Source organism: Azospirillum oryzae, from assembly GCF_900177515.1.
Classification (GTDB): Bacteria; Pseudomonadota; Alphaproteobacteria; order Azospirillales; family Azospirillaceae; genus Azospirillum; species Azospirillum oryzae_A.
In genome coordinates, this window is the sequence record NZ_FXAK01000005.1 from 780,254 (window position 1) to 803,604 (window position 23,351).

At 67.6% G+C, this 23,351-nt stretch carries 20 protein-coding genes; 9 read left to right on the plus strand and 11 right to left on the minus strand.

The genetic code is table 11. The features are described from left to right. Nucleotides 1-6 precede the first annotated feature (6 nt). From B9N97_RS11860 to B9N97_RS11870, 3 genes are read right to left on the minus strand one after another with little or no spacing between them, the layout of a single operon-like run. Nucleotides 7-2,274 carry a xanthine dehydrogenase family protein molybdopterin-binding subunit gene (locus tag B9N97_RS11860; RefSeq protein ID WP_085086510.1) on the minus strand — a complete coding sequence of 756 codons (2,268 nt, stop codon included), beginning with the start codon at nucleotides 2,272-2,274 and terminating at the stop codon, nucleotides 7-9. Beyond that, on the minus strand, nucleotides 2,271-2,762 hold the full coding sequence (locus B9N97_RS11865; protein ID WP_085086512.1) for a (2Fe-2S)-binding protein: 492 nt from the start codon (nucleotides 2,760-2,762) through the stop codon (nucleotides 2,271-2,273). The genes B9N97_RS11860 and B9N97_RS11865 overlap by 4 nt, the downstream gene beginning before the upstream one ends. Next, entirely contained in the window at nucleotides 2,759-4,081 is a 1,323-nt protein-coding gene (locus B9N97_RS11870; protein WP_085086514.1) for a cytochrome c, read from the minus strand. Before B9N97_RS11870 ends, B9N97_RS11865 begins: the two co-directional genes overlap by 4 nt. A gap of 420 nt (nucleotides 4,082-4,501) precedes the next feature. On the opposite strand from B9N97_RS11870, the gene B9N97_RS11875 reads away from it, so the two are divergent. Genes B9N97_RS11875 through B9N97_RS11885 form a run of 3 tightly spaced genes read left to right on the plus strand, consistent with a single transcriptional unit; the run spans nucleotide 4,502 to nucleotide 8,442 of the window. Continuing rightward, nucleotides 4,502-5,119 carry a (2Fe-2S)-binding protein gene (locus B9N97_RS11875; protein ID WP_085086516.1) on the plus strand — a complete coding sequence of 206 codons (618 nt, stop codon included), beginning with the start codon at nucleotides 4,502-4,504 and terminating at the stop codon, nucleotides 5,117-5,119. 1 nt (nucleotide 5,120) lies between these two features. Further along, nucleotides 5,121-6,119, plus strand: a complete 999-nt coding sequence (locus B9N97_RS11880; protein WP_085086518.1) for an FAD binding domain-containing protein — start codon at nucleotides 5,121-5,123, stop codon at nucleotides 6,117-6,119. 1 nt (nucleotide 6,120) lies between these two features. Further along, nucleotides 6,121-8,442 (plus strand): xanthine dehydrogenase family protein molybdopterin-binding subunit, encoded by a 2,322-nt coding sequence (locus tag B9N97_RS11885; RefSeq protein WP_143266621.1) that lies wholly within the window; start codon nucleotides 6,121-6,123, stop codon nucleotides 8,440-8,442. A gap of 45 nt (nucleotides 8,443-8,487) precedes the next feature. Here B9N97_RS11885 and B9N97_RS11890 read toward each other — a convergent pair whose 3' ends face one another. Both B9N97_RS11890 and B9N97_RS11895 read right to left on the minus strand, forming a co-directional pair. After that, nucleotides 8,488-8,826, minus strand: coding sequence for a carboxymuconolactone decarboxylase family protein (locus B9N97_RS11890; RefSeq protein ID WP_208621201.1), 339 nt, complete (start codon nucleotides 8,824-8,826; stop codon nucleotides 8,488-8,490). A gap of 125 nt (nucleotides 8,827-8,951) precedes the next feature. Further along, nucleotides 8,952-10,163 (minus strand): acetyl-CoA C-acyltransferase, encoded by a 1,212-nt coding sequence (locus B9N97_RS11895; protein WP_085086520.1) that lies wholly within the window; start codon nucleotides 10,161-10,163, stop codon nucleotides 8,952-8,954. Between the two features lie 156 nt (nucleotides 10,164-10,319). Between B9N97_RS11895 and B9N97_RS11900 the strand changes: the two genes are divergently transcribed. Continuing rightward, nucleotides 10,320-10,907, plus strand: coding sequence for a TetR/AcrR family transcriptional regulator (locus tag B9N97_RS11900; RefSeq protein WP_085086522.1), 588 nt, complete (start codon nucleotides 10,320-10,322; stop codon nucleotides 10,905-10,907). Nucleotides 10,908-10,920: 13 nt separating this feature from the next. On the opposite strand, the gene B9N97_RS11905 is transcribed toward B9N97_RS11900, so the two are convergent. Then, complete coding sequence (locus B9N97_RS11905; protein WP_085086524.1) at nucleotides 10,921-11,229, minus strand: putative quinol monooxygenase; 309 nt, start codon at nucleotides 11,227-11,229, stop codon at nucleotides 10,921-10,923. 374 nt (nucleotides 11,230-11,603) lie between these two features. Here B9N97_RS11905 and B9N97_RS11910 point away from each other — a divergent pair, with 374 nt between their 5' ends. The 4 genes from B9N97_RS11910 to B9N97_RS11925 all read left to right on the plus strand — a co-directional run bounded on the left by B9N97_RS11910 (nucleotide 11,604) and on the right by B9N97_RS11925 (nucleotide 16,771). Next, nucleotides 11,604-12,557, plus strand: a complete 954-nt coding sequence (locus B9N97_RS11910) for a GlxA family transcriptional regulator (protein ID WP_085086775.1) — start codon at nucleotides 11,604-11,606, stop codon at nucleotides 12,555-12,557. Nucleotides 12,558-12,730: 173 nt separating this feature from the next. Next, nucleotides 12,731-13,489 (plus strand): SDR family oxidoreductase, encoded by a 759-nt coding sequence (locus B9N97_RS11915; RefSeq protein WP_085086526.1) that lies wholly within the window; start codon nucleotides 12,731-12,733, stop codon nucleotides 13,487-13,489. A gap of 194 nt (nucleotides 13,490-13,683) precedes the next feature. After that, entirely contained in the window at nucleotides 13,684-15,987 is a 2,304-nt protein-coding gene (locus B9N97_RS11920) for a mechanosensitive ion channel domain-containing protein (protein WP_085086528.1), read from the plus strand. Between the two features lie 271 nt (nucleotides 15,988-16,258). Then, complete coding sequence (locus B9N97_RS11925) at nucleotides 16,259-16,771, plus strand: BLUF domain-containing protein (protein WP_085086530.1); 513 nt, start codon at nucleotides 16,259-16,261, stop codon at nucleotides 16,769-16,771. 50 nt (nucleotides 16,772-16,821) lie between these two features. Here B9N97_RS11925 and B9N97_RS11930 read toward each other — a convergent pair whose 3' ends face one another. The 5 genes from B9N97_RS11930 to B9N97_RS11950 form a co-directional block, all read right to left on the minus strand. Beyond that, nucleotides 16,822-17,889 (minus strand): FUSC family protein, encoded by a 1,068-nt coding sequence (locus tag B9N97_RS11930; protein ID WP_085086532.1) that lies wholly within the window; start codon nucleotides 17,887-17,889, stop codon nucleotides 16,822-16,824. Nucleotides 17,890-18,055: 166 nt separating this feature from the next. Continuing rightward, a complete protein-coding gene (locus B9N97_RS11935; protein ID WP_085086534.1) occupies nucleotides 18,056-19,627 on the minus strand; it encodes a GMC family oxidoreductase in 1,572 nt (523 codons plus the stop codon). An 81-nt stretch (nucleotides 19,628-19,708) separates the two neighbouring features. Then, nucleotides 19,709-20,263, minus strand: coding sequence for a twin-arginine translocation signal domain-containing protein (locus B9N97_RS11940; RefSeq protein WP_085086536.1), 555 nt, complete (start codon nucleotides 20,261-20,263; stop codon nucleotides 19,709-19,711). 44 nt (nucleotides 20,264-20,307) lie between these two features. Next, entirely contained in the window at nucleotides 20,308-20,703 is a 396-nt protein-coding gene (locus tag B9N97_RS11945) for a VOC family protein (protein WP_085086538.1), read from the minus strand. A 32-nt stretch (nucleotides 20,704-20,735) separates the two neighbouring features. Then, the gene (locus B9N97_RS11950; protein ID WP_085086540.1) at nucleotides 20,736-21,128 is read right to left on the minus strand and encodes a c-type cytochrome; all 393 of its coding nucleotides are present in this window, start codon (nucleotides 21,126-21,128) and stop codon (nucleotides 20,736-20,738) included. 496 nt (nucleotides 21,129-21,624) lie between these two features. On the opposite strand from B9N97_RS11950, the gene B9N97_RS11955 reads away from it, so the two are divergent. Then, nucleotides 21,625-23,289, plus strand: a complete 1,665-nt coding sequence (locus tag B9N97_RS11955; RefSeq protein WP_085086542.1) for an aromatic/alkene/methane monooxygenase hydroxylase/oxygenase subunit alpha — start codon at nucleotides 21,625-21,627, stop codon at nucleotides 23,287-23,289. Nucleotides 23,290-23,351 lie beyond the last annotated feature (62 nt).

Genomic DNA, 23,351 nt, shown 5'->3' on the forward strand with positions numbered 1-23,351 from the left:
TCCTTCCTATACGGGGCCGAGTGCGGCCTTGAGCCGTTCGGGGCTGAGCGGCATGTCCCGCAGGCGCACGCCGGTGGCGTCGGCGATGGCGTTGGCCAGGGCGGCGGCGGACGGGCCCTGCGCCGCCTCGGCAGTGCCGAGGAAGGGCGCGCCGGGCCGGTCCATCACCACCACCTCCACCGAGCCCGGCACATCGCCGAAGCGCAGGATGGGATAGCTGCTCCAATCGAAGCTGGCGCGGCGGTCGGCGGCGAAACGCACGGCTTCCCTGCCGGTCCAGCTGAGTGACTGCACCAGCCCGCCTTCGATCTGGTTGCGCACGCCGTCGGGGTTGGCGGGCTGGCCGCAATCGACCGCGGCGACCGCGCGGCGAACCAGCGTCCGGCCGGTCTCGCGGTCTACCTCCACCTCCATCGCCACCGCGCAGTAGGCGCCGAGATTCTTGTAGCGGGCGAAGGCCATGCCGCAGCCGCGCCGGCCATCGCCTTTCGGCCGTTTCGACCAGCCGAAGCGGTCGGCCGCCGCCTGCATGACATCGCGCGCCCGCTCGTCCCGCATATGGTCGAGGCGGATCGCCAGCGGGTCGATGCCGGCCCCGGCGGCCAGCTCGTCCAGCATGCTTTCGATGGAAAACACGTTCAGATGCGCGCCCAGCGACCGCAGGGCGGAGACGCGCACCGGCATGTCCTTCAGGAAATGATAGACGACGTGGGTGTTGGCGAAGCTGTAGAGCGGGTTGGAGTTGCGGCTGCCGTCGCCTTCCGGCATCGGGATCGGCTTGCCTTCCGGGGCAGGGAAGGGCGGGTCGGCCTCATTGCCGGCCAGCACGCCGCCGGCCCCGACCGGGCGGTTGTTGTGCGGGTTGCTCCAGACCGCGTGGCGCCAGGAGACGATGCGGTTGTCGGCGCCCAGCGCCGCCTCCAGCTCCGTCATCATGCCGGGGCCGAGCGGTTCCCAGCCGAACTCCTGCTCGCGCATCCATTGCAGGCGAATGGGGTGGCCGGGTACGGCCTTGGCGATCACCGCCGCGTCGGCCGCCACATCGTCGGCGCCGTTCTGGCCGTAGCAGCCGGCGCCTTCGGCATGGATGGCGTGGACCCGCTCCGGCGGCAGGCCGAGCAGTTCGGCGACGACGCGATGGACGTCGAAGGTGCCCTGGCTGTGGGTCCAGACGGTCATCGTGCCGTCCACATACTGCGCGATGGCGCAGGACGGGCCGATGGAGCCATGGCTGATCCAGGGCCGCGTGTAGCGAGCCTTGACGGTGCGGATGGCCGGGCCCGCGGGCTCGCCGGTGTCCATGATCGGGATGTCGCGGGCCGGCAGCGCCTTCAGCGTCGCCGCCACGGCGTCGCCGGTGCCGTCAGCCGGCAGCGGGGACTGTGTTCGGGCATAGGCCGCGCGTTGCAGATGGCGCAGGGCCTGGATCGCCGTCCATTGCCGCTCCGCCACAACCGCCAGGAAGCCGCCCTGCCGGACGATCTTCACCACGCCCGGCATGCGGGCGACGGCGTCGAGGTCGGGCGATTGCAGGCTGGTGCCGACGCTGGGACCGCGGACGACGCGGGCGTGCAGCATGCCGGGCAGGCGCATGTCGTGCAGATAGGCCGCACCGCCGGTCAGCTTGGCCGGTATGTCGATCCGCGGCAGTTCCCGCCCCAACGTTCGGTAGTCCGACGGCCGGCGCAGCGGCGCGTCGGGCACTGCCTGCACATGCAGCGACAGCCGCGCCGCGACCTCGCCATAGGGCAGGGACCTGCCGTCCGGCGCGTGCAGCCTGCCGTCGCCGCCGGTGGTGACCTGATCGGCCGGCAGGCCCCAGCCCCGTGCCGCCTCGGCCGCCAGCAGCATGCGGACATTGGCGGCGGCGTTCTGGATCGCGGTGCCGCTGTCCTGCATGGAATGGCTGCCGGCGGTCAGCCCCTCGTCCGGCGTGCGCTCGGTGTCGGCGGTGACCAGGGTGATGGCGGCGGGCGGGATGTCCAATTCCTCCGCCGCGACCTGGGTCAGGGCGGTGCGGATGCCCTGGCCCAACTCCACCTTGCCGGTGAAGACGGTGACCCGGCCATCGGCGTCGATGCGGATCCAGGCGTCGAGCCAGGGCGTGGATTTCAAGCTGCCCTTCAGGTCGGGTGCCACGACGGTCGGACCGGCGCCGCCCTCGCCGCCGCCGGCAAGCTGGGCGAAGGCCCTGGGCGCGAGGGCGAAGGACACCACCAGGGCGCCGCCGGTCAGGAAGCCGCGGCGGGAGAGGGACGGCAGGACGGGGCTCATGGCCGCACATCCTGCGCCGACTGGACGCCCTTGCGCATGGCGACGGCGCGGCGGATGGCGCGCAGGATGCGCATGTGGGTGCCGCAGCGGCAGAGGTTGGTCTGCATGTGGGCGCGGATCTGTGCCTCGTCCGGATCGGGATTGCGGTCCAGCAGGGCCTGGGCGCGCATCAGCATTCCGGCGATGCAGTAGCCGCACTGCGCCGCCTGTTCCTTCTCGAACGCCTGCTGCAGCAGGCCGGGGGCGTCGGCGCTGCCCAGCCCCTCCACCGTGCGGATGCGGCGGCCGGCGACGGCGCCGACCGGCGTCAGGCAGGAGAAGGCGGGCTTGCCGTCGATATGGACCGTGCAGGCGCCGCATTGGCCGAGCCCGCAGCCGTACTTGGCCCCGTTCAGCTCCAGGTCGTCGCGCAGCACATAGAGCAGCGGCGTGGCCGGGTCGATGTCCAGCGCATGGTCGGCGCCGTTGACGGTGATGGTGACGGTCATGGCTGGGACTCCTCCTTGCGGACCGTGGCGGATGCCGCCTCCAGCGAGGTCCAGGCCGGGCGGTCGCTGAAGCGGGTTCGCAGATAGGCGGCGAGGTCGGCGACCTGTGCGTCAGTCAGGCTGGCGGCGAAGGGCGGCATCGTTGGGCCGGCCGGCCCGGTGGGCGGATGGATGCCCTGCAGGATGGCGCGGATCGCGTTGTCGGGCCGGTCGAGCTGCAGGGCGGTCACCGTAGACAGGCCGGGACGGCCCTGCGTCATCATCGGCGCGCCGCCCTCGTGGCAGCCGGCGCAGGCCCCCGCGAACAGGGCGGCGGCGGCCGGGTTCGCCTTTGCGGCCTCCGCCGTGCGATCCGGAGGGGCGGGCGTTTCCGGAGCTGTACGGTCCGCCGACAGCGAGGCGATGTAGGTGGCGATGGCGCGGACATCGGACTCCGGCGCGCGGGACAGGCCATGCACCACCGGCCCCATCGGCCCGGCGGCGGCGCCATGGCGGCCCTCGACACCGGTGCGCAGATAGGTGAACAGGCTGTCCGCCGTCCAGGGTATGGCGGCCGGGCCGGCGCCATTCAGCGCGGGCGCCACCCAACCCTCGGCCATGCCGCCGGAATAGGCGCTGCCGCCCGTCTCCTCGGCCCCGGCCAGGTTGCGCGGGCTGTGACAGCCGCTGCAATGGCCGAGACCTTCGGCGAGATAGGCGCCGCGGTTCCACACGGCATCGTGGTCCGGCCGCGGCGTGAATTCCTCCTGATGCAGGAACAGCAGCTTCCAGCCGGCCAGCAGCGGCCGGAAGCCCAGCGGGAAGATCAGCTCGTTCGCCTTGGCCGGGGCGGAGGTCGCCGGGCGGGTCATCAGGAAGGCATAGATTGCATCCAGATCCCCGTCATGCACCCGGCGGTAATGGTCGTAGGGCAAGGCCGGATAGAGATGACGGCCGTCACGCGACACCCCGTCGCGCATGGCACGCTTGAAAGCTTCCTTCGACCATCCGCCGATCCCGGTTTCCCGATCCGGCGTGATGTTGGTGGAATAGAGCGTGCCGAACGGCGTCGCCAGTGCCCGGCCGCCGGCATAAGCGGCACCGCCATCGGCGGTGTGGCAGACGATACAGTCGCCGATCGTCGCCAGCGCCGCACCACGGGACACCAGTTCCACCGGAAAGTCGGAGGCTTTGGGCGTGGGAACGGTGGGCAGGCCGCTTCGGTAGGCGATCCCCAGGAACGCGCCGACGCCGGCAAGGCAGGCCAATGCGCCGCCCGCTGCCCATCCGACCACCGCCCTTCTGCCCGCCGCCCGGCCGGCCCATCGCGTTGGTTTCATGCTGCACCTCCTATGGTCCGCCGCATGCGTCGTGGGCGGGCGGATTAGTCCAGGGAGGGTGCCGAAATGTGTGGCGGTCGTATTGAAGAATGGACGCGGGATTTTTGAACGAAACCCGCACGTCTCCATACAGCCACACACCGGATCGCCGCAACCACCAGCGGAAAACCCGTGACGAGGTGATAGGGCGAACCGCCGAGCGGCAAGAGCCAGCCGGAATGAACGCCTCATGCGGCGCAGGCGGAATCGCCGGAGGCAAACCGCAAGGAGGCGGGAGAGTTCCCATGTCGCCGCGAGGATGTGCACCTTCGTAGCCATCGGGGGGGACGGCGTAGCGACGAACTGCCGGCGGCCCTGTTCTCTCAGGTGCCGGCGCCTTGCGGACGGCCCGGCATCCGACCGCAGACGAAAGGGGCGAAGATGAACTCGAAGCGCGACCACGGCGGACTCGACCGGCGCGGCTTCCTCGGCGTGGGCGCGGGGACGGCCGCAACGCTTCCCCTGCTGTCGAGCCTGGCCGGTGCCGCCACGCCGCCCCCGGCCCCGCCTCCGGACCCGCGTGCGGCCACCAATGTTACGCTGCGGATCAACGGCCAGGACCATCGACTGGCGATCGATCCCCGCACCTCGCTTTTGGACGCGCTGCGTGACCATGCCGGACTGACCGGGGCGAAGAAGGGCTGCGACCACGGCCAGTGCGGCGCCTGCACGGTCCTGGTGGACGGCACCCGCGTGCTGTCCTGCCTGACCTTCGCCGTGATGGCGCAGGGCCGCGAGATCACCACCATCGAAGGGCTGGCCGGTCCCGGCGGCGCGTTGCATCCGATGCAGCAGGCCTTCATCGACCATGACGCCTTCCAATGCGGCTATTGCACGCCGGGCCAGATCATGTCGGCGGTCGCCTGCGTGCAGGAAGGCCATGCCCAAAGCGATGCCGACATCCGCGAATACATGAGCGGCAATCTCTGCCGTTGCGCCGCCTACCCCAACATCGTCGCTGCCGTCAGGCAGGCGAAGTCCGAGATGGAGGGCGCCTGACATGCGGCCATTCCAGTATGAACGCGCCGATACGCTCGAAGGCGCGGTGAAGGCGGCCGGCACCGGCGGCGCCACCCAATTCATCGCCGGCGGCACCACGCTCAGCGATCTGATGAAGCTGGACGTCATGCGTCCGGAACGGCTGGTCGACGTCAATCCGGCGGCCGGCGGACCGGCCGGGCGAATCGAAGCGACCAAGTCCGGATTGCGGCTGGGCGCCATGGTCCGCATGGCCGAGGCGGCCGAGCATCCGGCGGTCAAGACGGACTATCCGGTGATCGCGCAGGCGCTGCAACTGGCAGCCAGCCAGCAGATCCGCAACATGGCCAGCCTTGGCGGCAACCTGCTGCAGCGGACACGGTGCGAATATTTCCGTCAGGTCTCCTGGCCCTGCAACAAGCGCGAACCGGGCAGCGGCTGTGCGGCAATGGACGGGGTGAACCGCCTGCATGCGGTGCTCGGTACCAGCGACGCCTGCATCGCCTCCTACCCCGGCGACTTTGCGCAGGCGCTGGTGGCGCTTGATGCGGTGGTGGAGACGGTGAGGGAGAAGGGCGGCGCCCGCCGCATCGCACTGTCCGACCTCCACCGTCCGCCCGGCGACACGCCGCAGGTCGAAACGGTGTTGGAGCCCGGCGAGCTGATTACCGCCATCACGGTGCCGGCCGGCCCGTGGACGCGGCGCTCGCTCTATCTGAAAATCCGTGACCGCGATTCCTATGCCTTCGCGTTGGCCTCGGCCGCGGTCGCGCTGGACCTGGACGGGGAAGTCGTGCGCGAGGCGCGCATCGCGCTGGGCGGCATCGCCACCGTGCCCTGGCGTGCCCGCGAGGCGGAAGCGGCCCTGCGCGGCAAGACGATGGACGAAGCCGCGGCCACCGCGGCGGCGGAGGCGGCTCTGGCGGGGGCGCAACCGCGCGGCGACAACGCCTTCAAGGTGCCGCTCGCCAAGCAGACGATCGTGCGCGCCCTGATGGACGCCAAGCGGATGGAGACGTGAGATGAGCCCGGATCAGAAGACTGCGTCCGACCGGAACGCCGCCGCGCCGGAGCCGAAGCGGAACATGGGGCGCCCGGTCCCCCGCTACGACGCCCGGCTGAAGGTGACCGGAGAGGCGCGCTATCCGGCCGACGAGCCGCTGAACAATGTCGCCCATGGCGTGCTGGTGACCAGCGACATCGCGCGGGGCCGGCTGACGCGCCTCGACCTGTCGGAGGCGCAGGCCATCCCCGGCGTCATCGAGATCCTGACCCATGAGAATGCCGACGGCCTCCACCGGCTGGAGTTCGGCAACGGCACCGCCACCTCGATCTCCCCCCTGACGGACACCCGAATCTGGCATGACGGCCAGATCGTCGCCCTGGTGCTGGCCGACAGCTTCGAAGCGGCGCGCGAGGCGGCATACCGGGTCAAGGCGGAGTATGAGGCCGAAAAGCCGAGCGCCGGTTTCGGCGCGCCCGGCACCGAAACGGTGCTGGCCAAGGATGCGGTGAAGAGCCACAAGGAGGACCCGGCGGCGGGCGATCTGGAGGCCGCCCTGCGCTCCTCGCCGGTGACCATCGACGTCGAGTATTCCACCCCCACCCAGCACCACAACCCGATCGAGCTGTTCTCCACCACCTGCTTCTGGACCGGCGACCGGCTGACCGTCTATGAGCCGAGCCAGTTCGTCTACGGCTTCCGCGAGAATGTCGCCAAGCAGCTCGGCATCGATCCGGAGAAGGTGCGGGTGGTCAGCCGCTTCATCGGCGGCGCCTTCGGCTCCAAGGGGCCGATGACGCCGCGCACGGGCATCGTGGCGCTGGCCTCCCGGCGGATCGGCCGTCCGGTGCGCTGCGTGGTCAGCCGCGCCCAGTGTTTCACCACAGCCACCTACCGGGCGGAGACGCGCCACCACATCCGCATGGGCGCCACACCGGACGGAAAGATCACCGGTTTCGGCCACGAGGGGTGGGAGATCACCTCGCGTCCCGACTCCTATGTGGTGGCCGGCACCGACACCACCGCGCGGCTCTACGGCTACGGCGCGGTGTGGACGCGGGTCAACATGGTGAAGGCCGACCGCAACACCCCCGGCTACATGCGCTCACCGCCCGAGACGCCCTATGTCTTCGCGCTGGAAAGCGCGATGGACGAGCTGGCGGTGGCGTTGAAGATGGATCCGGTGGAGCTTCGCCGGATCAACGACACCATGACCGAACCCATCGGCGGCAAGCCCTACACCAGCCGGTCGCTGATGGAGTGCTATGATGCGGCGGCCGAGGCGTTCGGCTGGTCCAAACGCGACCCGGCGGTGGGCGCGATGCGCGACGGCGACTGGCTGATCGGCTGGGGCTGCGCCACCGCGGTCTATCCCACCAACATGGGGGCCGGCGCGGCGCGGGTGCGGCTGACCGCCGACGGCACCGCACGGGTGCAGACCGCCGCGCACGAGATCGGCACCGGCGCCTACACGGTGATCGGCCAGATGGCGGCCGAACGGCTGGGCGTGCCGGTCGAGGCGGTGGTGGTGGAGCTGGGCGATACGGAGCTGCCGCCGGCGCCGGTGGCCGGCGGCTCCAACACCACGGCGACCGTCTGCTCCACCGTGCTGACCGCCTGCGACGCCATCCGCGGCAAGCTGTTCCACGCCGCGGCGTCGGCCAAGGACGGTCCCTTCGCCGGCCGTGATCCCGCGACGCTCGACCTGCGCGACGGTGGCGTTACGGCCGGCGGTGATGCGGGTGGCCCGACGGAAAAGCTCGCGGATGTGTTCGGCCGCATGGGAACCGGCGCCATCGAGGAATATGCGGAGTGGATGCCGGAGGGCGTCCCGCCGGATTCCCTGCGCAAGCTCTACAACGGCAGCAGCACGCTGAAGGGCGGCTCAAAGGGCGACAAGATGATGTACGCCTTCGGCGCGGAGTTCGTGGAGGTCCGCATCAACGCCCGCACCCGCGAGATCCGCGTGCCGCGCATCGTCGGCACCTTCGCGGCCGGGCGGATCATGAACACCCGCACCGCCCGCAGCCAGCTGATGGGCGGCATGATCTGGGGCATCAGCTCGGCCCTGCACGAGAAGACGGAGATCGACAGGCGTGCCGCGCGCTACGTCAACAAGAACATCTCCGAATATCTGGTGCCGGTGAATGCCGACATCGAACAGCTGGAGGTGATCCTGGTGCCGGAGGAGGACAAGGCGGTCAATCCCGCCGGGGTCAAGGGGCTGGGCGAGTTGGGCAATGTCGGCACCGCCGCCGCCATTGCCGCCGCCGTCTATCATGCGACCGGCAAGCGCATCCGCGACCTGCCGATCCGGATCGACGACCTGATCTCGGCCTGACGGACTCAGGCGGCGGAGCGGCGGCCGCTCTCCGCCGCCTTCTGTTCAGCCATGCGCGGCGTAGGCATCCATCACGCGGGTGGAATAGACCAGGGCGGCGCCGGCATTGAGCGCGACGGCGACGCCCAGCGCCTCGGCGATTTCATCCTGGGTGGCGCCCTGCTTGATCGCCGCTTCGGTATGGACGGCGATGCAGCCGTCGCAACGGATGCTGACGGCGACCGCCAGCGCGATCAGTTCGCGCGTCTTGGCGCCCAGCAGGTCCTTCTTCTGACCGGCGGCGCTCAGCCCGGCATAGCCCCTGACGGTATCGGGGCTGAGCTTGGCAATCTCGCCGACGCCGGTGAGCACCTGCTGACGGTATTCGTTCCAGTTGAGCATCATGGCCCATGTCTCCATTTGTTTCAGCGCCGTTGTCGAGGGCGCCGGTTCGGTGTGGCCACGCTACGTTCCGCCGTGGCCGCGATATAGAAGGATGCGTCCGTCTTTGGGACGCCGTTCCGGAAGCGTCAGCCGACGCGTTCGATGGCGATGGCCGTGGCCTCTCCGCCGCCGATGCACAGCGAGGCCACGCCGCGGGTCAGCCCGCGTGCCGCCAGCGCGTGCAGCAGCGTCACGATCAGACGCGCGCCGGTGGCACCGATGGGATGGCCGAGCGCGCAAGCCCCGCCATTGACGTTCAGCCGGTCGGACGCAATGCCCAGGTCGCGCTGTGCCGCCATGGCGACGACGGCGAAGGCCTCGTTGATCTCGAACAGGTCGACGTCGTCCACCGACCAGCCGACCTTGTCCAGCAGCTTGGCGATCGCCGGAATGGGGGCGGTGGTGAACCATACCGGATCCTGGCTGTGGGTGGCATGGCCGCGGATCTCCGCAAGGATCGGCAGGCCGGCGGCTTCGGCGACCGAGCGACGGGTCAGCACCAGCGCCGCCGCGCCGTCGGCATTGGCCGACGAACTGGCGGCGGTGATCGTGCCGTCGTGGCGGAAGGCCGGTTTCAGCGCCGGGATCTTGTCGGGTGAGACCTTCAGCGGGTTTTCGTCCTGCTCGACCAGCCGGTCTCCGCCCTTGGCGGGCACAGCGACGGGCACGATCTCCGCCGCGAAGGCGCCGCTTTCCACCGCCGTCCGGGCGCGCGTCAGCGTTTGGGCCGCATAGGCGTCCTGTTCGGCACGGGTGAAGCCGTAGGCCTCCGCCGTCGCCTCGCCGAAATCGCCCATGGCTCGGCCGCCCTCATAGGCGTCCTCCAGCCCGTCGAGCATCATGTGATCCAGCAGCCGGTCATGGCCGATGCGATAGCCGCCACGCGCCTTCGCCAGCAGATAGGGGGCATTGGTCATCGACTCCATGCCGCCGGCCACCACGATGTCGGTCGAGCCGGCGCGGATCAGGTCATGGGCCAGCATGGTGGCCTTCATGCCCGAGCCGCAGACCTTGTTGATGGTCGTGGCGCCCACCGCATCGGGCAGTCCGGCGCCGCGGGCCGCCTGCCGGGCCGGCGCCTGCCCCTGTCCCGCCGGAAGCACGCAGCCCATCAGCACCTCGCCGACGCTGGCGGGCGGCAGGCCTGCCCGCTCCAACGCCGCCGCGATGGCGCGGGCGCCGAGTGCGGTTGCCGGCAGCGCCGCAAGCTCTCCCTGGAAACGGCCGAGCGGCGTGCGGACGGCGGACACGATGACAACGGGATCCTGGCTGGAAAGCGGGTTGGAGGGGGTGTGCATGGTCGTGGTCTCCGGCTCTGCAACCCAACTGGGGCAGAATAAATGATGGTCGTCATGTTTGCATAATTGATGATGATCGTCATATAATTTGTCAATGGGTCTTCGGACGATTTTCGGAAACCGCACCGGTCAAGGTCCGGTCACGGAAGGTGCATCATGCGGGTGAGCAAGGAGCAGGCGGCGGAGAACCGGCGTCGGGTCGTGGAGGTGGCAAGCGCGCTGTTCCGCGAGCGGGGGTTCAATGGGATCGGCGTCGCCGACCTGATGAAGGAGGCCGGGCTGACCCATGGCGGGTTCTACGGCCAGTTCGCGTCCAAGGAGGATCTGGCGGCGGAGGCCTGTGCCCGCGCAATGGAGGTGATGGTGGAGCGCTGGGACGATGCGGCGGAGACGCCGCCGGGTGACGGGGCGCTGGCGGCAATGCTGGACGGGTACCTGTCGCCGCGTCACCGCGACCACAGCGCCGCCGGCTGTCCCATCGCCGCGCTAGGAGTCGATGTATCCCGGCAGGGCGGGGCGGTGCGCGGCGCCTTCACCCGGGGCCTGCGCCCGTTCATCGACAGGCTGCAGCGGCTGGTGCCGGGCCGCTCGGCGGAGGCGAAGCGCAAGGCCGCCCTGGCGACCCTGTCGGGCATGGTCGGTGCCCTGATCCTCTCGCGCGCCGTCGATGATCCCGCCCTGTCGGAGGAGATTCTGGACGCGGCGCGCGAAAGTCTTGGCAGGGCGGGAGCGGCCGGTGAATAGCCGGCCCCTCGGGTCAGGCGATGCGGCGGAGCAACTCGATCCGCAGCGGTTCGCCCAGTAGCGTGTCGAACTGTGCGGCGAGGCCGGTGAAGGCCGCACCCTTGGCATGGGTGTCGAGCGCGGCCTGATCCTGCCACACCTCGTACATCACGATGGTGCCCGGCCGTTCGCGGTTGACATGGGCGGAGTAGGCGAGGCAGCCCGGCTCCTTCAAAACGGCCGGGACGATGGCAGTGATGGCGTCGGCCAGTGCCTGCTCCTGACCGGGCTTGGCGACGAGGTAGGCGACGAGTTGCACCTGATCGCTCGGCGGAACGCTCATTGCGGTATTTCCCTTGTTGGGTGGCTGGTGGAACGGCTGCTGCGGCAAGTCTGGGCCATGGCGGGAGTCCTGGCAACCGGCCGCGCGAACATGCGGTCAAGGGATAGTCCCGGCAGATCAAAAACTGAAATGCATAGTTCCGATTTCATCGATCAGGAATTCAGATCGATCGCGCACTCACCTCCCTGTTCGGACGTCGCATTTCCGGACATCCATCCGGACGAAAACGGACATTCTGCCCGGTGCTAATGGCCGGATTCGTGGTGTCTTTGACATTCCAGACGGAGCGAACGCCGCATAGTCTGGGGCTGGCCGTCACGCACTTCGGGCATGCGGCCTCGGAACGGGACAGGGCAGGCGAGGCGGAGAAGGACATGCTCACCATCGGTTTCGTGGTTTTCGACGATTTCCAGGTGATGGGAATGGCCGCGCTTTCGGCTTTCGAAATGGCGAATCTCGTGCTCGGCCGGCAGGCCTATCAGGTTACCGTCCTGTCGGAGCAGGGTGGTCCGGTGCGCAATTCCCTTGGCTTCGCCGTCGAGACGCAGCAGTTCGGCGAGGGCTTTTTCGACACGACCGTTACCATCGGCTCCCTGCGCGTCAAGCCGTCCACCCCCGGCCTGCTGGCCTATCTGCGCGATGCCGCCGGCGCGTCGCGCCGGGTCGCCGGCATCTGCACCGGCGCCTATGTGCTGGCGGAGGCCGGCCTGCTCGACGGACGCCGTGCCACCACCCATTGGAGCCATGCCCGGACCCTGCAGCGCCTCTACCCCGCCGTGAAGGTGGAGGAGGACCGCATCTTCAGCGTCGACGGGAATGTCTGGACCTCGGCCGGGATGACCGCCGGCCTCGACCTCGCCATGGCGCTGGTGGAGGATGATTTCGGTGCGGAGGTCGCCAAGGCGGTGGCGCGCAAGCTGGTGGTTTATCTGCGCCGGCCCGGCGGGCAATCGCAATTCTCCGCCCTGCTCGACCTCGAACCGCGTTCCGACCGCGTGCGGCGGGCGCTGGTCCATGCCAAGGAGAATCTGAGGAACGATCTGTCGGTGGAGGAACTGGCGGAGGCGGCGAACCTCAGCCCGCGCCAGTTCAGCCGTCTGTTCCGCCAGGAGACCGGCCAGACACCGGCCAAGGCGGTCGAGCATCTGCGGCTGGAGGCAGCGCGCGTGATGATGGAGGAGGGACGCCACTCGATGGACGTCATCGCCCGCGAAACCGGCTTCGCCGACCGCGAGCGTATGCGCCGCGCCTTCCTGCGCGCCTATGGCCAGCCGCCGCAGGTGATCCGCCGGTCGGTAGAAAGTGGTCGCGTATCGGCACTGGACTAGGCGGCACCCCGGCTTCGGCCCAGGTCGGAGCGGTTAATACCTAGATATGGCTCCGCAGATACTTGAAGTGCGGTAGCTTTTCACATCACTGGAAACACGGCGACTGTGGGGAATATTCGATTTCCTCTGGCGCACCCGCTTGCCCACTTTTTCTATAGAACGGACATCCAGCCATGCAACTCACCGGCAACACGATCTTCATCACCGGCTCAACCTCCGGCATCGGCCGCGGGCTGGCCGAGGCGTTCCACAAGCTGGGCAATCAGGTCATCATCGCCGGCCGGCGCAAGGCCCTGCTGGAGCAGGTGACCGCCGCCAATCCCGGCATGAAGGGCATCGAACTGGACATCACCGATCCGGTCAGCATCCAGGCCGCGGCGGAGCGGCTGGTCGCCGAGAACCCGACGCTGAACGTCCTCATCAACAATGCCGGCATCATGCCGTTCGACGACGCGTCCGGCCCGATGGACGACGCGCAGGCCCAGTCGATCATCACCACCAATCTGCTCGGTCCGATCCGCATGACCTCCGCGCTGATCGAACATCTGAAGGCGCAGCCGCGGGCGGTGATCGTCAACAACACCTCGGTGCTGGCCTACACGCCGCTGGCGACCACGGCGGTCTATTCGGCCAGCAAGGCGGCGCTGCACAGCTACACGCTGTCCCAGCGCTTCATGCTGCGCAACAGCAGCGTCACCGTGCAGGAAATCGCGCCGCCCTGGGTCAACACCGATCTGATCAAGAAGGGCGACGACCCGCGCGCCATGCCGCTGGATGCCTTCATCGAACAGACGATGGCGGCGCTGGGCACAGACGCCGAGGAAGCCATCGTCGAAAGCGCCCGCCCGATGCGCGACAACGCCGGCCCGAACGAGCATGCGCTGGTGATGGGCTTCAACAGCTACATCGCCGAGAACCCGATCCCGGTCTGATCGGCCCCGTCCGCATAGATGTGCGAGGTTCGGCCGCCACGGTGGCCGGACCCTCCACCCTGGCCTGTCGGTGATCGGCGATCTTGCCTATGGGGTATGCCGTCGCAGAGCGTTTGAATGCGTGACAAGAGGCTTTTCCCGCCTGTTGTCCTCGGATCGCCCATCCACGCATTCATCCAACGCCCCAGGAGACCATGGCTTTTGTCGAATGCAGCGCGCAAGCGCCCGCAGACCGCCGCGGACGGACGAACCGCCTTTTCACCACCCTGATCTGCCTCGTCTTCCTGTGCCTGTCCGTCGTCGCAACGGCAGGCTCCGCCTTCGCGCAGGCCATGCCGGCAGCGCCCGTGCAAGCACAGGACCCGAGCCCGAAAGAGATCGGACGCCTGATCGATTCGCTGGAAACCCCGGCCAAGCGCGAGGCGCTGCTCGATCAACTGAAGGCCTTGCAGCAGGCCGAACAGGCGGCGAAGCCCGACCGCGAGCCGGAGGGGCTCGGCACCCGCCTGCTGACCATGCTGTCGTCGCGCCTGGATGATTTGGGGGAGGAGGTCCGGACGACCGGCGAGGTGGTCCTGAACGCTCCGCAGGGCATGCGCTGGCTGCAGCGGCAGGCGATGGATCCGGCGCGGCAGGCGACCTGGGCCTGGCTGTTCGCCGAACTTGTCCTGGTGGTCTTGGCCGGGCATGCCGCCCGGCTGGTGGCAACGCGGCTTCTGCGCCGGCCGCGGTCGATCCTGGCGGCACGGCCGTTCGGTTCGGCCATCGCCAAGATTCCGCTGCTGCTGGTCCGCGCGCTGATGGATCTGGCGCCCATCGCCGCCTTCGCCGTCGCCGGCTTCGGCGTGCTGGTGCTGATCGACCCGCCCAGTACGGTTCGGCTGCTGGGCGTTGCCTTCCTGAACGCCAGCCTGTTCGTGCAGGTGGTGGTGCTGGTGATGCGCGGACTCCTGTCGCCGCGTTCCAGCAACCTGCGGCTGATTCCGATGGATGATGCCGCGGCGCGGCGGCTGCTGGTGTGGAGCCGCGCCATCGCCTTCTCGACCGTCTACGGTCTGTTCGCAGCCGGGACGGCGCGCACGCTGGGACTGCCGGAGCAGTCCTACGTCACGCTGGTCAAGCTGGTCGGCCTTGCCGACGCCATCATGCTGACGGCGCTGGTTCTGCAAAGCCGTGCAGCCGTCGCCTCCTGGCTGCGCGGAGAGATTTCGTCCGCTCCCGCGCCGGTGGAGCATGGGCAGGCCACCGTGCACGCGGCGAAGACGACACGCCCCGGGCGCCTTTTGCGTGCCGCCGGGCGGCGTCTGGCCAATGTCTGGCACGCCGTCGCCATCCTCTACATCGTCGCATTGTTCGGCATCTGGGCGCTGGAGGTCGAGGGCGGTCTGTGGTTCGTTCTGCGCGCCACCGCCGTGTCTTTGGTTGCGGTGGCGATCGCCCGGATGATCGGGCGCGGGATCGCCCGCGGCTCGACGGCTCTGCGGCTCCGCCTGGACCGCCAGCGATCGACCTGGGGCGACCGGCGGATAAAGCGCTACATCGGGCCCGGCACGCGGGTTCTGCATTGGGGTCTGGCGGGGGTGACCGGGCTGGTCGTGCTGGACGCCTGGGGCCTGGACGTGCGCGGGACGCTGGAAACGGCGATGGGCTGGCGGTTCCTGGCGTCCGGCCTAGCCATCCTGCTGGTGGCGGCCATCGCGCTTGCGGTGTGGGAACTGACCAACGCCGTGATCGAGCGGAATCTGGCGACCACCGACCGCTATGGACATGCCATCCAGCGAAGCGCGCGCATCCGCACCCTGCTGCCGCTGCTGCGCAACGCACTGATGGTGGTGCTGCTCACCTTCGTGACGCTGATCACACTATCGGAGCTGGGATTGGACATCGGGCCGTTGCTGGCCGGCGCCGGCGTCGTCGGTCTGGCCGTCGGCTTCGGCGCCCAGACGCTGGTGAAGGATGTCATCACCGGCCTGTTCATCCTGTTCGAGGACACCATCTCGGTCGGCGACGTGGTCAATGTCGGCGGCAAGGGTGGGCTGGTGGAGGGCATCACCATCCGCACCATCCGACTGCGCGATTTCGACGGAACGGTGCATACCGTGCCGTTCAGCGCGGTGACCAGCATCTCAAACATGACCAAGGACTTCAGTTTCTATGTGTTCGACGTCACCGTAGCCTATCGCGAGGATGTCGACCGCGTGGTGTCGGTGCTGCACGAGATCGGGGCGGGAATGCGCGCCGACCAGCGCTTCGCCCCGCTGATCCTGGAGCCGCTGGAGGTGCTGGGCATCGATGCCTTCCGGGACTCCGCCGTCCTGATCAAGGCGCGCATCAAGACCCTGCCGATCCAGCAGTGGAATGTCGGCCGCGAATTCAACGGCCGCATGAAGAAGCGTTTCGACGAACTGGGGATCACCATCCCGTTCCCGCAGCGTACCCTGCATATCGCGCCGGGCAGCCTCGCCAAGGCGAGCGCGTACGGCGAAGCCGCCGAATGACGGTGGCGGGCGCATATAGGCGATGCCCGATCCAGCCTCAGTTGGGAGACTGCCGCGAACCGGGATTACCTCCGCCCGGGACGGTGCCTCCCTCTTGTCGCCGGCGGGCCGGTGGGGCTGGGGGGTCGCCGACCGAAAGTACAGGAGTATGCAGCCGTTCGTTGTCCAGACCGCACTGAAGGCATGCTGCCTTTTTGTGCGATGACAAGCTTTTTAATTGGAATAATTTAAAGATCAAAGGTCAGCACCTGAACGGTTCAGAGTTCCTCCGATGGAGGGGATCGGCATGTTGCAAATCGTTTTCCGCAGCCAGCTGACAAGGTTGTTATCCTACACCGACATTCAAAGATTGTGTCTGGTCGCCGCCAGGAAGAACAGGAAGGCCGGGGTCACCGGGTTCATGGTCGAATGCGGCGGGGTATTCCTGACGGCTATCGAAGGGGAGACCCGTGATGTCGACGAAACGTTCGATCGAATCAACCGCGACACACGGCACGACCATATGGAGGTCGTCTATTCGGAAAACGGACTGGAACGGCGACGGTTCGGGGCCTGGTCGATGAACGTGATGTTCCTGGACGATGACGCGTTCTGGCAAGCCGTGTTCGGGTCGGGCTTCTCCTGTGACGAGCTGCTGTCGAACCGCGCCCTGGAACCGGCCTTCGCCCTCGGATTGCTGGCCATGGCCTATCAGTATGCCTGCGTGCAGGCCAAGATGGCGCCGTACCCGCCGAGCACAAAGCCGGGACGGATTCCACGGATCGGCCACATGTTCCGGCGTTGACCGTGTGAACTCCTGTTCCGCGCTTTTCTCTGGTGAAGCGATGCGGTCCGTTATCCGCCACCCGCGTTGTCGTTCCCGCGCAGCGGCTCCGCAATGGCATACATGTTGGTGCCGACCTCGCGGAGGATCAGGCCCACGGCGATCAGTTGCGCCTTCTCGTCATCCGGCAGGGCGCTGCCGAGGTTGCCCAGCCGCTGCCGTGCCGTGCCGAGGTCTTCCTGCAATCCTTCGGGACGGGGCGGTATGCCGTCCTGCTCCACCGCGTCGGCGATGCGGTGGAGATGGGCGCAGCCCTCTGCCGCAATGGGGGCGAGCGTGCCCGACAGGGTGGCTCGGGCCCGCTCGGACAGAGGGTGCAGGTCGATGCTGCAGGCCATGTCCAGCGTGTGCCACAGCCGCTGCACCGCTTCGGTCAGTGTCTCGTAGCCGGGTCCGTCGCCGTTGCGGGCATGCGGGTGGCGTGACTGGCGGCTGTTGGCGATGACGGACTGGAGATTGTCGCGGATCGCGGTGTGGATGTCGCGGCGCCGCTGCTCCTCGTCGTCGTCTTTCCGATCCTGCTGTCCCAGCCGGGCCATCAGCGATCCGCACTGGCGCAATGCTTCGGCAAGATGATGCTGAGCCCGGCGGTGGGCGGGCACCGGCAGGATCAGCAGTGCTGCGAGGCCGGCCACCAGCGCGCCGATGGTGATGGCGAGCGCCCGCAGGAGCGCGGTGGTAAGCGGGTCGTTGCCCTGGTGGGACATGATGAGGATGCCGGCGACCACCGCCGCGAAGCGCAGGCCCGGCCAGCGTCCGGACAGGGCATCGATGATGAAGGCCGCCACCGCCAGGGACAGGGCGGTCTGCCATGGGCCCTGTCCGATCAGATAGACGCAGCCAAGCCCGGTCGCGGTGCCGAGCACGGCGCTCGCCAGCCGGTAGATGACCGAGTTGAAGGTCGCCCCGACATTGATCTGGGTGACGAACAGGGCCGAGATGACCGCCCAGGACGCCTGCGGCAATCCCAGGACGGTCATCAGCGCATAGGAGCCGACGGCGGCAACCGTGGTCTGGACCGCACGGCGGACCGGATCGCCATGGACGGCAGCGGCGAGGAAGCGGGATGGTGACTGCATGCTGCGTCAACACCGCACCGGGCGATGAGTCCTGCCGCCGGCTCAATCCTGCCCGGCACTTCCGACCGTGCTCCAATACGGTGTGCGCGCGCATGCGATGGGCAGCATTCCCGGCATCACGTCGGAACGGGTGGCGAAAGAGGCGCGGGCGCGGATCTGGCGGTCCTCAGATCTCACGCTTGCCCATCTGGTCGGCGATGTAGTCGGCCTGCCGGATCGCCAGTGCGACGATGGTCAGGGTCGGGTTCTCCGACCCGCCGCTGGTGAACTGGCTGCCGTCCGACACGAACAGGTTCTTGACGTCGTGCGCCTGCCCCCACTTATTGACGACGCCGTCGCGGGCGTTGGCGCTCATGCGGTTGGTGCCGAGATTGTGGGTGGAGGGGTAGGGCGGGGTGTGGATCGTCCGCACCGCCCCCACCGCGTCATAGACCGCCGACCCGCGGCCATAGGCGTGGGTACGCATGGCGATGTCGTTGGGGTGGTCGTCGAAATTGACGTTGGGGATGGGCAGGCCGAACTTGTCCTTCTCGGACGCGTGCAGGGTGATGCGGTTGGTCTCGCGCGGCATGTCCTCGCCCACCAGCCACATGCCGGCCATATGGTCGTAGGCATCCAGTGCCGAGCTGAAATCGCGGCCCCAGGCGCCGGGATCGAGGAAGGCCGCCATGAAGGGCACGCCGAGCGACAGCGTTTCCATCTCGTAGCCGCCGACGAAGCCGCGGCGCGGGTCGAAGCGGGATTCGTCGCGGATGATCCCGGCCATGGTGGTGCCGCGGTACATGTGCACCGGCCGGTCGAACATCGCATAGACCGAGCCGGTCATGTGCCGCATGTAGTTGCGCCCGACCTGACCGGACGAGTTCGCCAGTCCGTCCGGGAACATCGTCGATGCCGAGTTCAGCAGCAGGCGCGGGCTTTCGATCGAGTTGCCGGCGACCGCGACGATGCGGGCCTTCTGCCGGTGGATGGCGCCGGTGCTATCGGCATAGAGCACGGCGTTGACCTTGCCCTTCGCGTCATGCTCGATCTTCAGCACCTGGGCGTCCGGCCGGACCTCCAGATTGCCGGTGGCCTCGCCCTTGGGGATCTCGGTGTAGAGGGTGGACCATTTCGCGCCCGACTTGCAGCCTTGGAAGCAGAAGCCGATCTGCTGGCAGGAGCCGCGGCCGTCGCGCGGCTTGCTGTTGATCGACATGTTGCCGGTGTGGAACTCGGCATAGCCCAGCTTCTTCGCGCCGGCCGCCAGCACCTTGTAATTGTTGTTGCCGGGCAGGCGCGGGATGCCGTTGGTGCCGGTCGTCCCCATCTTGAATTCGGCCTTGTCGTAATAGGGCTCCATCTCCGCCAGCGTCACCGGCCAGTCGAGCAGGTTGGCGCCCTCCACCTCGCCGTAGGTCGTGCGCGCCTTGAACTCGTGCTCCTGAAAGCGGAGCGAGGCGCCGGCCCAGTGCACCGTAGAGCCGCCGACCGCCTTGACGATCCAGGCCGGCAGATTGGGGAAGTCCTTCGCCACCCGCCAGGTGCCGGACGTAGTGCGCTTGTCCAACCAGGAAATCTGCGAAAAGCTCTTCCATTCGTCGTTCACGAAATCCTGGATTTCGTGACGCTTGCCGGCTTCCAGGCAAACGACCTTGATGCCCTTCTGGGCCAGCTCGTTCGACAGAGTGCCACCGCCGGCACCCGATCCGATCACCACCACGACGCTGTCGTCGTCCATTGCGAATTTCGCGACCATGTCTCGGTCCTCCCCCATTTTTCGGGCATTCAGTGGGCGTTCATTCAGGCCGGCTCCCGACGCCGTCAGGCATCCTCGCCGTCAGGCGTCCTTGATCCAGTCGATGTCGTCGAAGCCGCGGTGGATGTAGCCGCCATATTCGGCCGACGCCCCTTCGTAGCCGAGCTTCGCCCACACCTCCGGCTGGTTGTAGAGAGCGACCACCATGTCGCCGCGGACCTTGGCGAAGAACGGCGTGGTCTCGATGGATTTCAGCACCGCCACGCGGTCCTTTTCCGCCTTGATGGCGGCGTAGGGCGTGCCGTGCAGCTTGCGCGCCGCGGCGTCGAGGGCAACCGCGCCTTCATTGAGCTGGCCGGCCAGGGTTGCGTCCTTGGCCGCCGCCTGGTCCATCGAGGCCAGCGCCGTCTCGTAATAGGCGTCGCCCAGCCGGTCGTGCGGATAGAGATCGCGCACCATCACCAGCAGGGTCTTGGCGGCGTCGGGCTTGACGGCGGTGAGGGCCTCGGCCCAGGCGGGTGTTGCGGTGATCGACACCATGCCGCCGGAAACCGCGCCGGCCGCCGCCATCGACGCGGCGGAGGTCTTCAGAAAATTGCGCCGGTTGAGCCGTATCCGTTTGTCGAGAACGCGCATGATCGACGTCTCCTTCCCAAGTGGATTGTTTTTGCCGTCAAAGGTCAGCGGTAGCGGCCGTGCCGTTGCAGGACCTCGGTCTTGTAGCCGTCCGGATCGGTGATGAAGAAAAAGCGGGCCAGCAGGGCGCCGCCGGGGGCGAACTCCTTCACCGGCGTCACCGGGAAGCCCAGGGCCGACAGCCGGGCGTGTTCGCTGTCCAGATCGTCCACCGCCACCGCCATGTGGCCGTAGCCGTCGCCGTGGGTGTAGGGGGCGGTGCGGTCGTGGTTGACCGTCAGTTCCAGCTCCATGTCGTTTTCGGCGTTGCGCAGGTAGATCAGCGTGAAGCCGTCGAACCCCAGCCGTTCGGCCGTTTCGAGCCCGAAGGCCTTGGCGTAAAAGTCCAACGACCGCTGTTCGTCGAGGACGCGCACCATCATGTGGATGATCTTGGCCATGATGTTTCTCGCGAAGTCGTGGTGGGGCGGCGCTACCCTTTGGCCTTGGCCTCCAGGAACTGGACGATGCTCTTGCGGATGGCGTCGTCGTCCTGGCGGTAATTCATGTAACTGCCGGGGATGAACTGGTTGGAGTTCGCCAGCCAACGTTCCAGATGGCCGGCGTCCCAGGCGAACCCGGCGCCGCGCAACGCATCCGAATATTCGAAGCCGTCGGCCGTGCCGGCCTTGCGGCCGATGACGCCGTAAAGCGGCGGTCCGGCGCGCGGCCCGTCGTCCTTCTTCACCGAATGGCAGGTTCCGCATTGCTGCCGGAACAGCACCTCGCCATCCGCCGCCGCGGATTTCGGCGTAAAGGGCGCGAAAGGTATGGACAGAAGGAGCAGCAACATCACCCAGCGGTGCGGCGACATCCTCGCGTGCATCGCATGCCTCATCGTTTGAAAATCCTCCCGAAGCGGAGCGCCGGCACTTCGGACCAGCCGGAGCGGCGCCGTCGACTTGGTAGAGCAAGGCGTGTGCCACGCTGCAGAAGGTCGCAATGGACAAGCATGCAAGCCGGTTTTGGCCGGTCTGGCCGGTGCCGACCGTCCCAACTGTTTCATTTTGGGACACCGCAGCGCGACAGATCGTCCCGTAATGAGACAGTACGTTTTGCAAACCTTCTTTAAAATCGCCGATCCCCGGCTTCTCGGGCTTCTGGCACGCCGGTTGCTTTATGGGGCTGGCGATGCGGCTGCCCCGGTTCGGCGGCCGCAAGCGGCCTGAGGCTGCGCACCACATCGTCGCGCCGCTGCCGATTCCGCCCTTCAGACTGCCGGTGTCCCGTCATCCGGGATGTACGGCCGACGCGATCCCTCAGGCCCGCTCCACAAGCCCGACCATCGCAACACCATCATCAAAATCATGGGGAGAGACGACATGCCGGATGGACTGACGCTGAACAAGATCACCAGCCAGAAAGGCATCGGCATCACCGAGGCGGCGCGCCGCGTCGCCGATCTCGGCTGGACGCCGTCCTACGTCAAGGAGGCGATGGCCTTCCCGACCGACTACAAGATCTCCAAGGCGCCGCGCGACCCGATGAAGCAGGTCCTGCGCTCCTACTTCCCGATGCAGGAGGAGAAGGACAACCGCGTCTATGGCGCGCTGGACGCGGCACTGCGCGGCGACATGTTCCGCAATGTGGAGCCGCGCTGGATCGAGTGGATGAAGCTGTTCCTGGCGATCATCCCCTTCCCGGAAATCTCGGCGGCGCGGTCGATGGCGACGCTGGGCCAACTGGCGCCGGGCGACGACCTGCGCACCGGCTTCACCATGCAGATGATCGACGAGTTCCGGCACTCGACGATCCAGATGAACCTCAAGAAATGGTACATGGAGAACTACATCGACCCGGCCGGCTTCGACATCACCGAGAAGGCGTTCGGCAAATGCTACGCCACCACCATCGGCCGGCAGTTCGGTGAGGCCTTCCTGACCGGCGACGCCATCACCGCGTCGAACATCTATCTGCAGGTCGTGGCGGAGACCGCCTTCACCAACACGCTGTTCGTCGCCATGCCGTCGGAAGCCGCGCGCAACGGCGACTATGCCCTGCCCACCGTCTTCCTGTCGGTGCAGAGCGACGAATCCCGTCACATCGGCAACGGCCATTCCATGCTGATGTCGGTGCTGAAGGAGCCGGACAACCACCTGCTGCTGGAACGCGACATCCGCTATTCCTTCTGGCAGAACCACATGATCGTCGATGCCGCCATCGGCACGATCATCGAATACGGCACCAAGCACCGCGACAAGAACAAGGAATCCTACGCCGAGCTGTGGCACCGCTGGATCTTCGAGGATTACTACCGCACCTACATGCTGCCGCTGGAGAAGTACGGCATCAAGATCCACCATGACGATGTTCACGAAGCCTTCGACAGCATCGTCAAGAAGAACTACGTCCACAAGATCGCCCAGTTCTTCTCGGCCGGCTGGTGGGCCAATTTCTGGCGCATCGAGGCGATGACCGAACGCGACTTCGAGTGGTTCGAGAGCAAGTATCCCGGCTGGTACGACGAGTTCGGCATCTGGTGGGAGAATTACGCCAAGCTCAGCAAGCCGGGCAGCGTGCCGATCACCTTCGCCGACACCGGCTACGTCTATCCGCACCGCTGCTGGTCGAGCCTGGTGCCCTGCGTGATCCGCGAGGATTTCCAGGTCGATGAGGTGGACGGCGAGCTTTACACTTACGCCTCGGAAGTCGACCGCTGGACCCACAAGGAGGCGTTCGCCGCCGAATACCAGGGCCGCCCGACCCCGGCGATGGGCCGCTTCTCCGGCCGGCGCCAGTGGGAGGAGGTCTATGACGGCTGGGACCTCGCCGATGCCATCCAGGACATGGGCTTCGTCCGTCCCGATGGGAAGACGCTGGTCGCCCAACCGCACCTGTCCTTCGAGGAGAAGGACATGTGGACGCTGGACCATGTGCGCGGCCACACCATCCGCAGCCCGCTCCTGGCGCTCCGCGAAATGACGCCGCAACAGCGTCAGGCGCATGTCGAGGAATACCGCAAGGGCTTCAAGATCCGCCGGGTCTGATCCCCCGCCCATTCACTCGGGCCCGCCCCCCCTTTCCGGAAGGAGAGGGGGAACGGGAACCC

Coding starts and splice junctions, on each gene's coding strand:
- B9N97_RS11870 (WP_085086514.1), bottom strand. CDS start 4,081: ATGAAACCAACGCGATGGGCCGGCCGGGCGGCGGGCAGAAGGGCGGTG.
- B9N97_RS11880 (WP_085086518.1), top strand. CDS start 5,121: ATGCGGCCATTCCAGTATGAACGCGCCGATACGCTCGAAGGCGCGGTG.
- B9N97_RS11915 (WP_085086526.1), top strand. CDS start 12,731: ATGCAACTCACCGGCAACACGATCTTCATCACCGGCTCAACCTCCGGC.
- B9N97_RS11885 (WP_143266621.1), top strand. CDS start 6,121: ATGAGCCCGGATCAGAAGACTGCGTCCGACCGGAACGCCGCCGCGCCG.
- B9N97_RS11925 (WP_085086530.1), top strand. CDS start 16,259: ATGGAGGGGATCGGCATGTTGCAAATCGTTTTCCGCAGCCAGCTGACA.
- B9N97_RS11955 (WP_085086542.1), top strand. CDS start 21,625: ATGCCGGATGGACTGACGCTGAACAAGATCACCAGCCAGAAAGGCATC.
- B9N97_RS11950 (WP_085086540.1), bottom strand. CDS start 21,128: ATGCACGCGAGGATGTCGCCGCACCGCTGGGTGATGTTGCTGCTCCTT.
- B9N97_RS11875 (WP_085086516.1), top strand. CDS start 4,502: ATGAACTCGAAGCGCGACCACGGCGGACTCGACCGGCGCGGCTTCCTC.
- B9N97_RS11895 (WP_085086520.1), bottom strand. CDS start 10,163: ATGCACACCCCCTCCAACCCGCTTTCCAGCCAGGATCCCGTTGTCATC.
- B9N97_RS11930 (WP_085086532.1), bottom strand. CDS start 17,889: ATGCAGTCACCATCCCGCTTCCTCGCCGCTGCCGTCCATGGCGATCCG.
- B9N97_RS11940 (WP_085086536.1), bottom strand. CDS start 20,263: ATGCGCGTTCTCGACAAACGGATACGGCTCAACCGGCGCAATTTTCTG.
- B9N97_RS11860 (WP_085086510.1), bottom strand. CDS start 2,274: ATGAGCCCCGTCCTGCCGTCCCTCTCCCGCCGCGGCTTCCTGACCGGC.
- B9N97_RS11910 (WP_085086775.1), top strand. CDS start 11,604: ATGCTCACCATCGGTTTCGTGGTTTTCGACGATTTCCAGGTGATGGGA.
- B9N97_RS11905 (WP_085086524.1), bottom strand. CDS start 11,229: ATGAGCGTTCCGCCGAGCGATCAGGTGCAACTCGTCGCCTACCTCGTC.
- B9N97_RS11865 (WP_085086512.1), bottom strand. CDS start 2,762: ATGACCGTCACCATCACCGTCAACGGCGCCGACCATGCGCTGGACATC.
- B9N97_RS11890 (WP_208621201.1), bottom strand. CDS start 8,826: ATGATGCTCAACTGGAACGAATACCGTCAGCAGGTGCTCACCGGCGTC.
- B9N97_RS11920 (WP_085086528.1), top strand. CDS start 13,684: ATGGCTTTTGTCGAATGCAGCGCGCAAGCGCCCGCAGACCGCCGCGGA.
- B9N97_RS11935 (WP_085086534.1), bottom strand. CDS start 19,627: ATGGTCGCGAAATTCGCAATGGACGACGACAGCGTCGTGGTGGTGATC.
- B9N97_RS11900 (WP_085086522.1), top strand. CDS start 10,320: ATGCGGGTGAGCAAGGAGCAGGCGGCGGAGAACCGGCGTCGGGTCGTG.
- B9N97_RS11945 (WP_085086538.1), bottom strand. CDS start 20,703: ATGGCCAAGATCATCCACATGATGGTGCGCGTCCTCGACGAACAGCGG.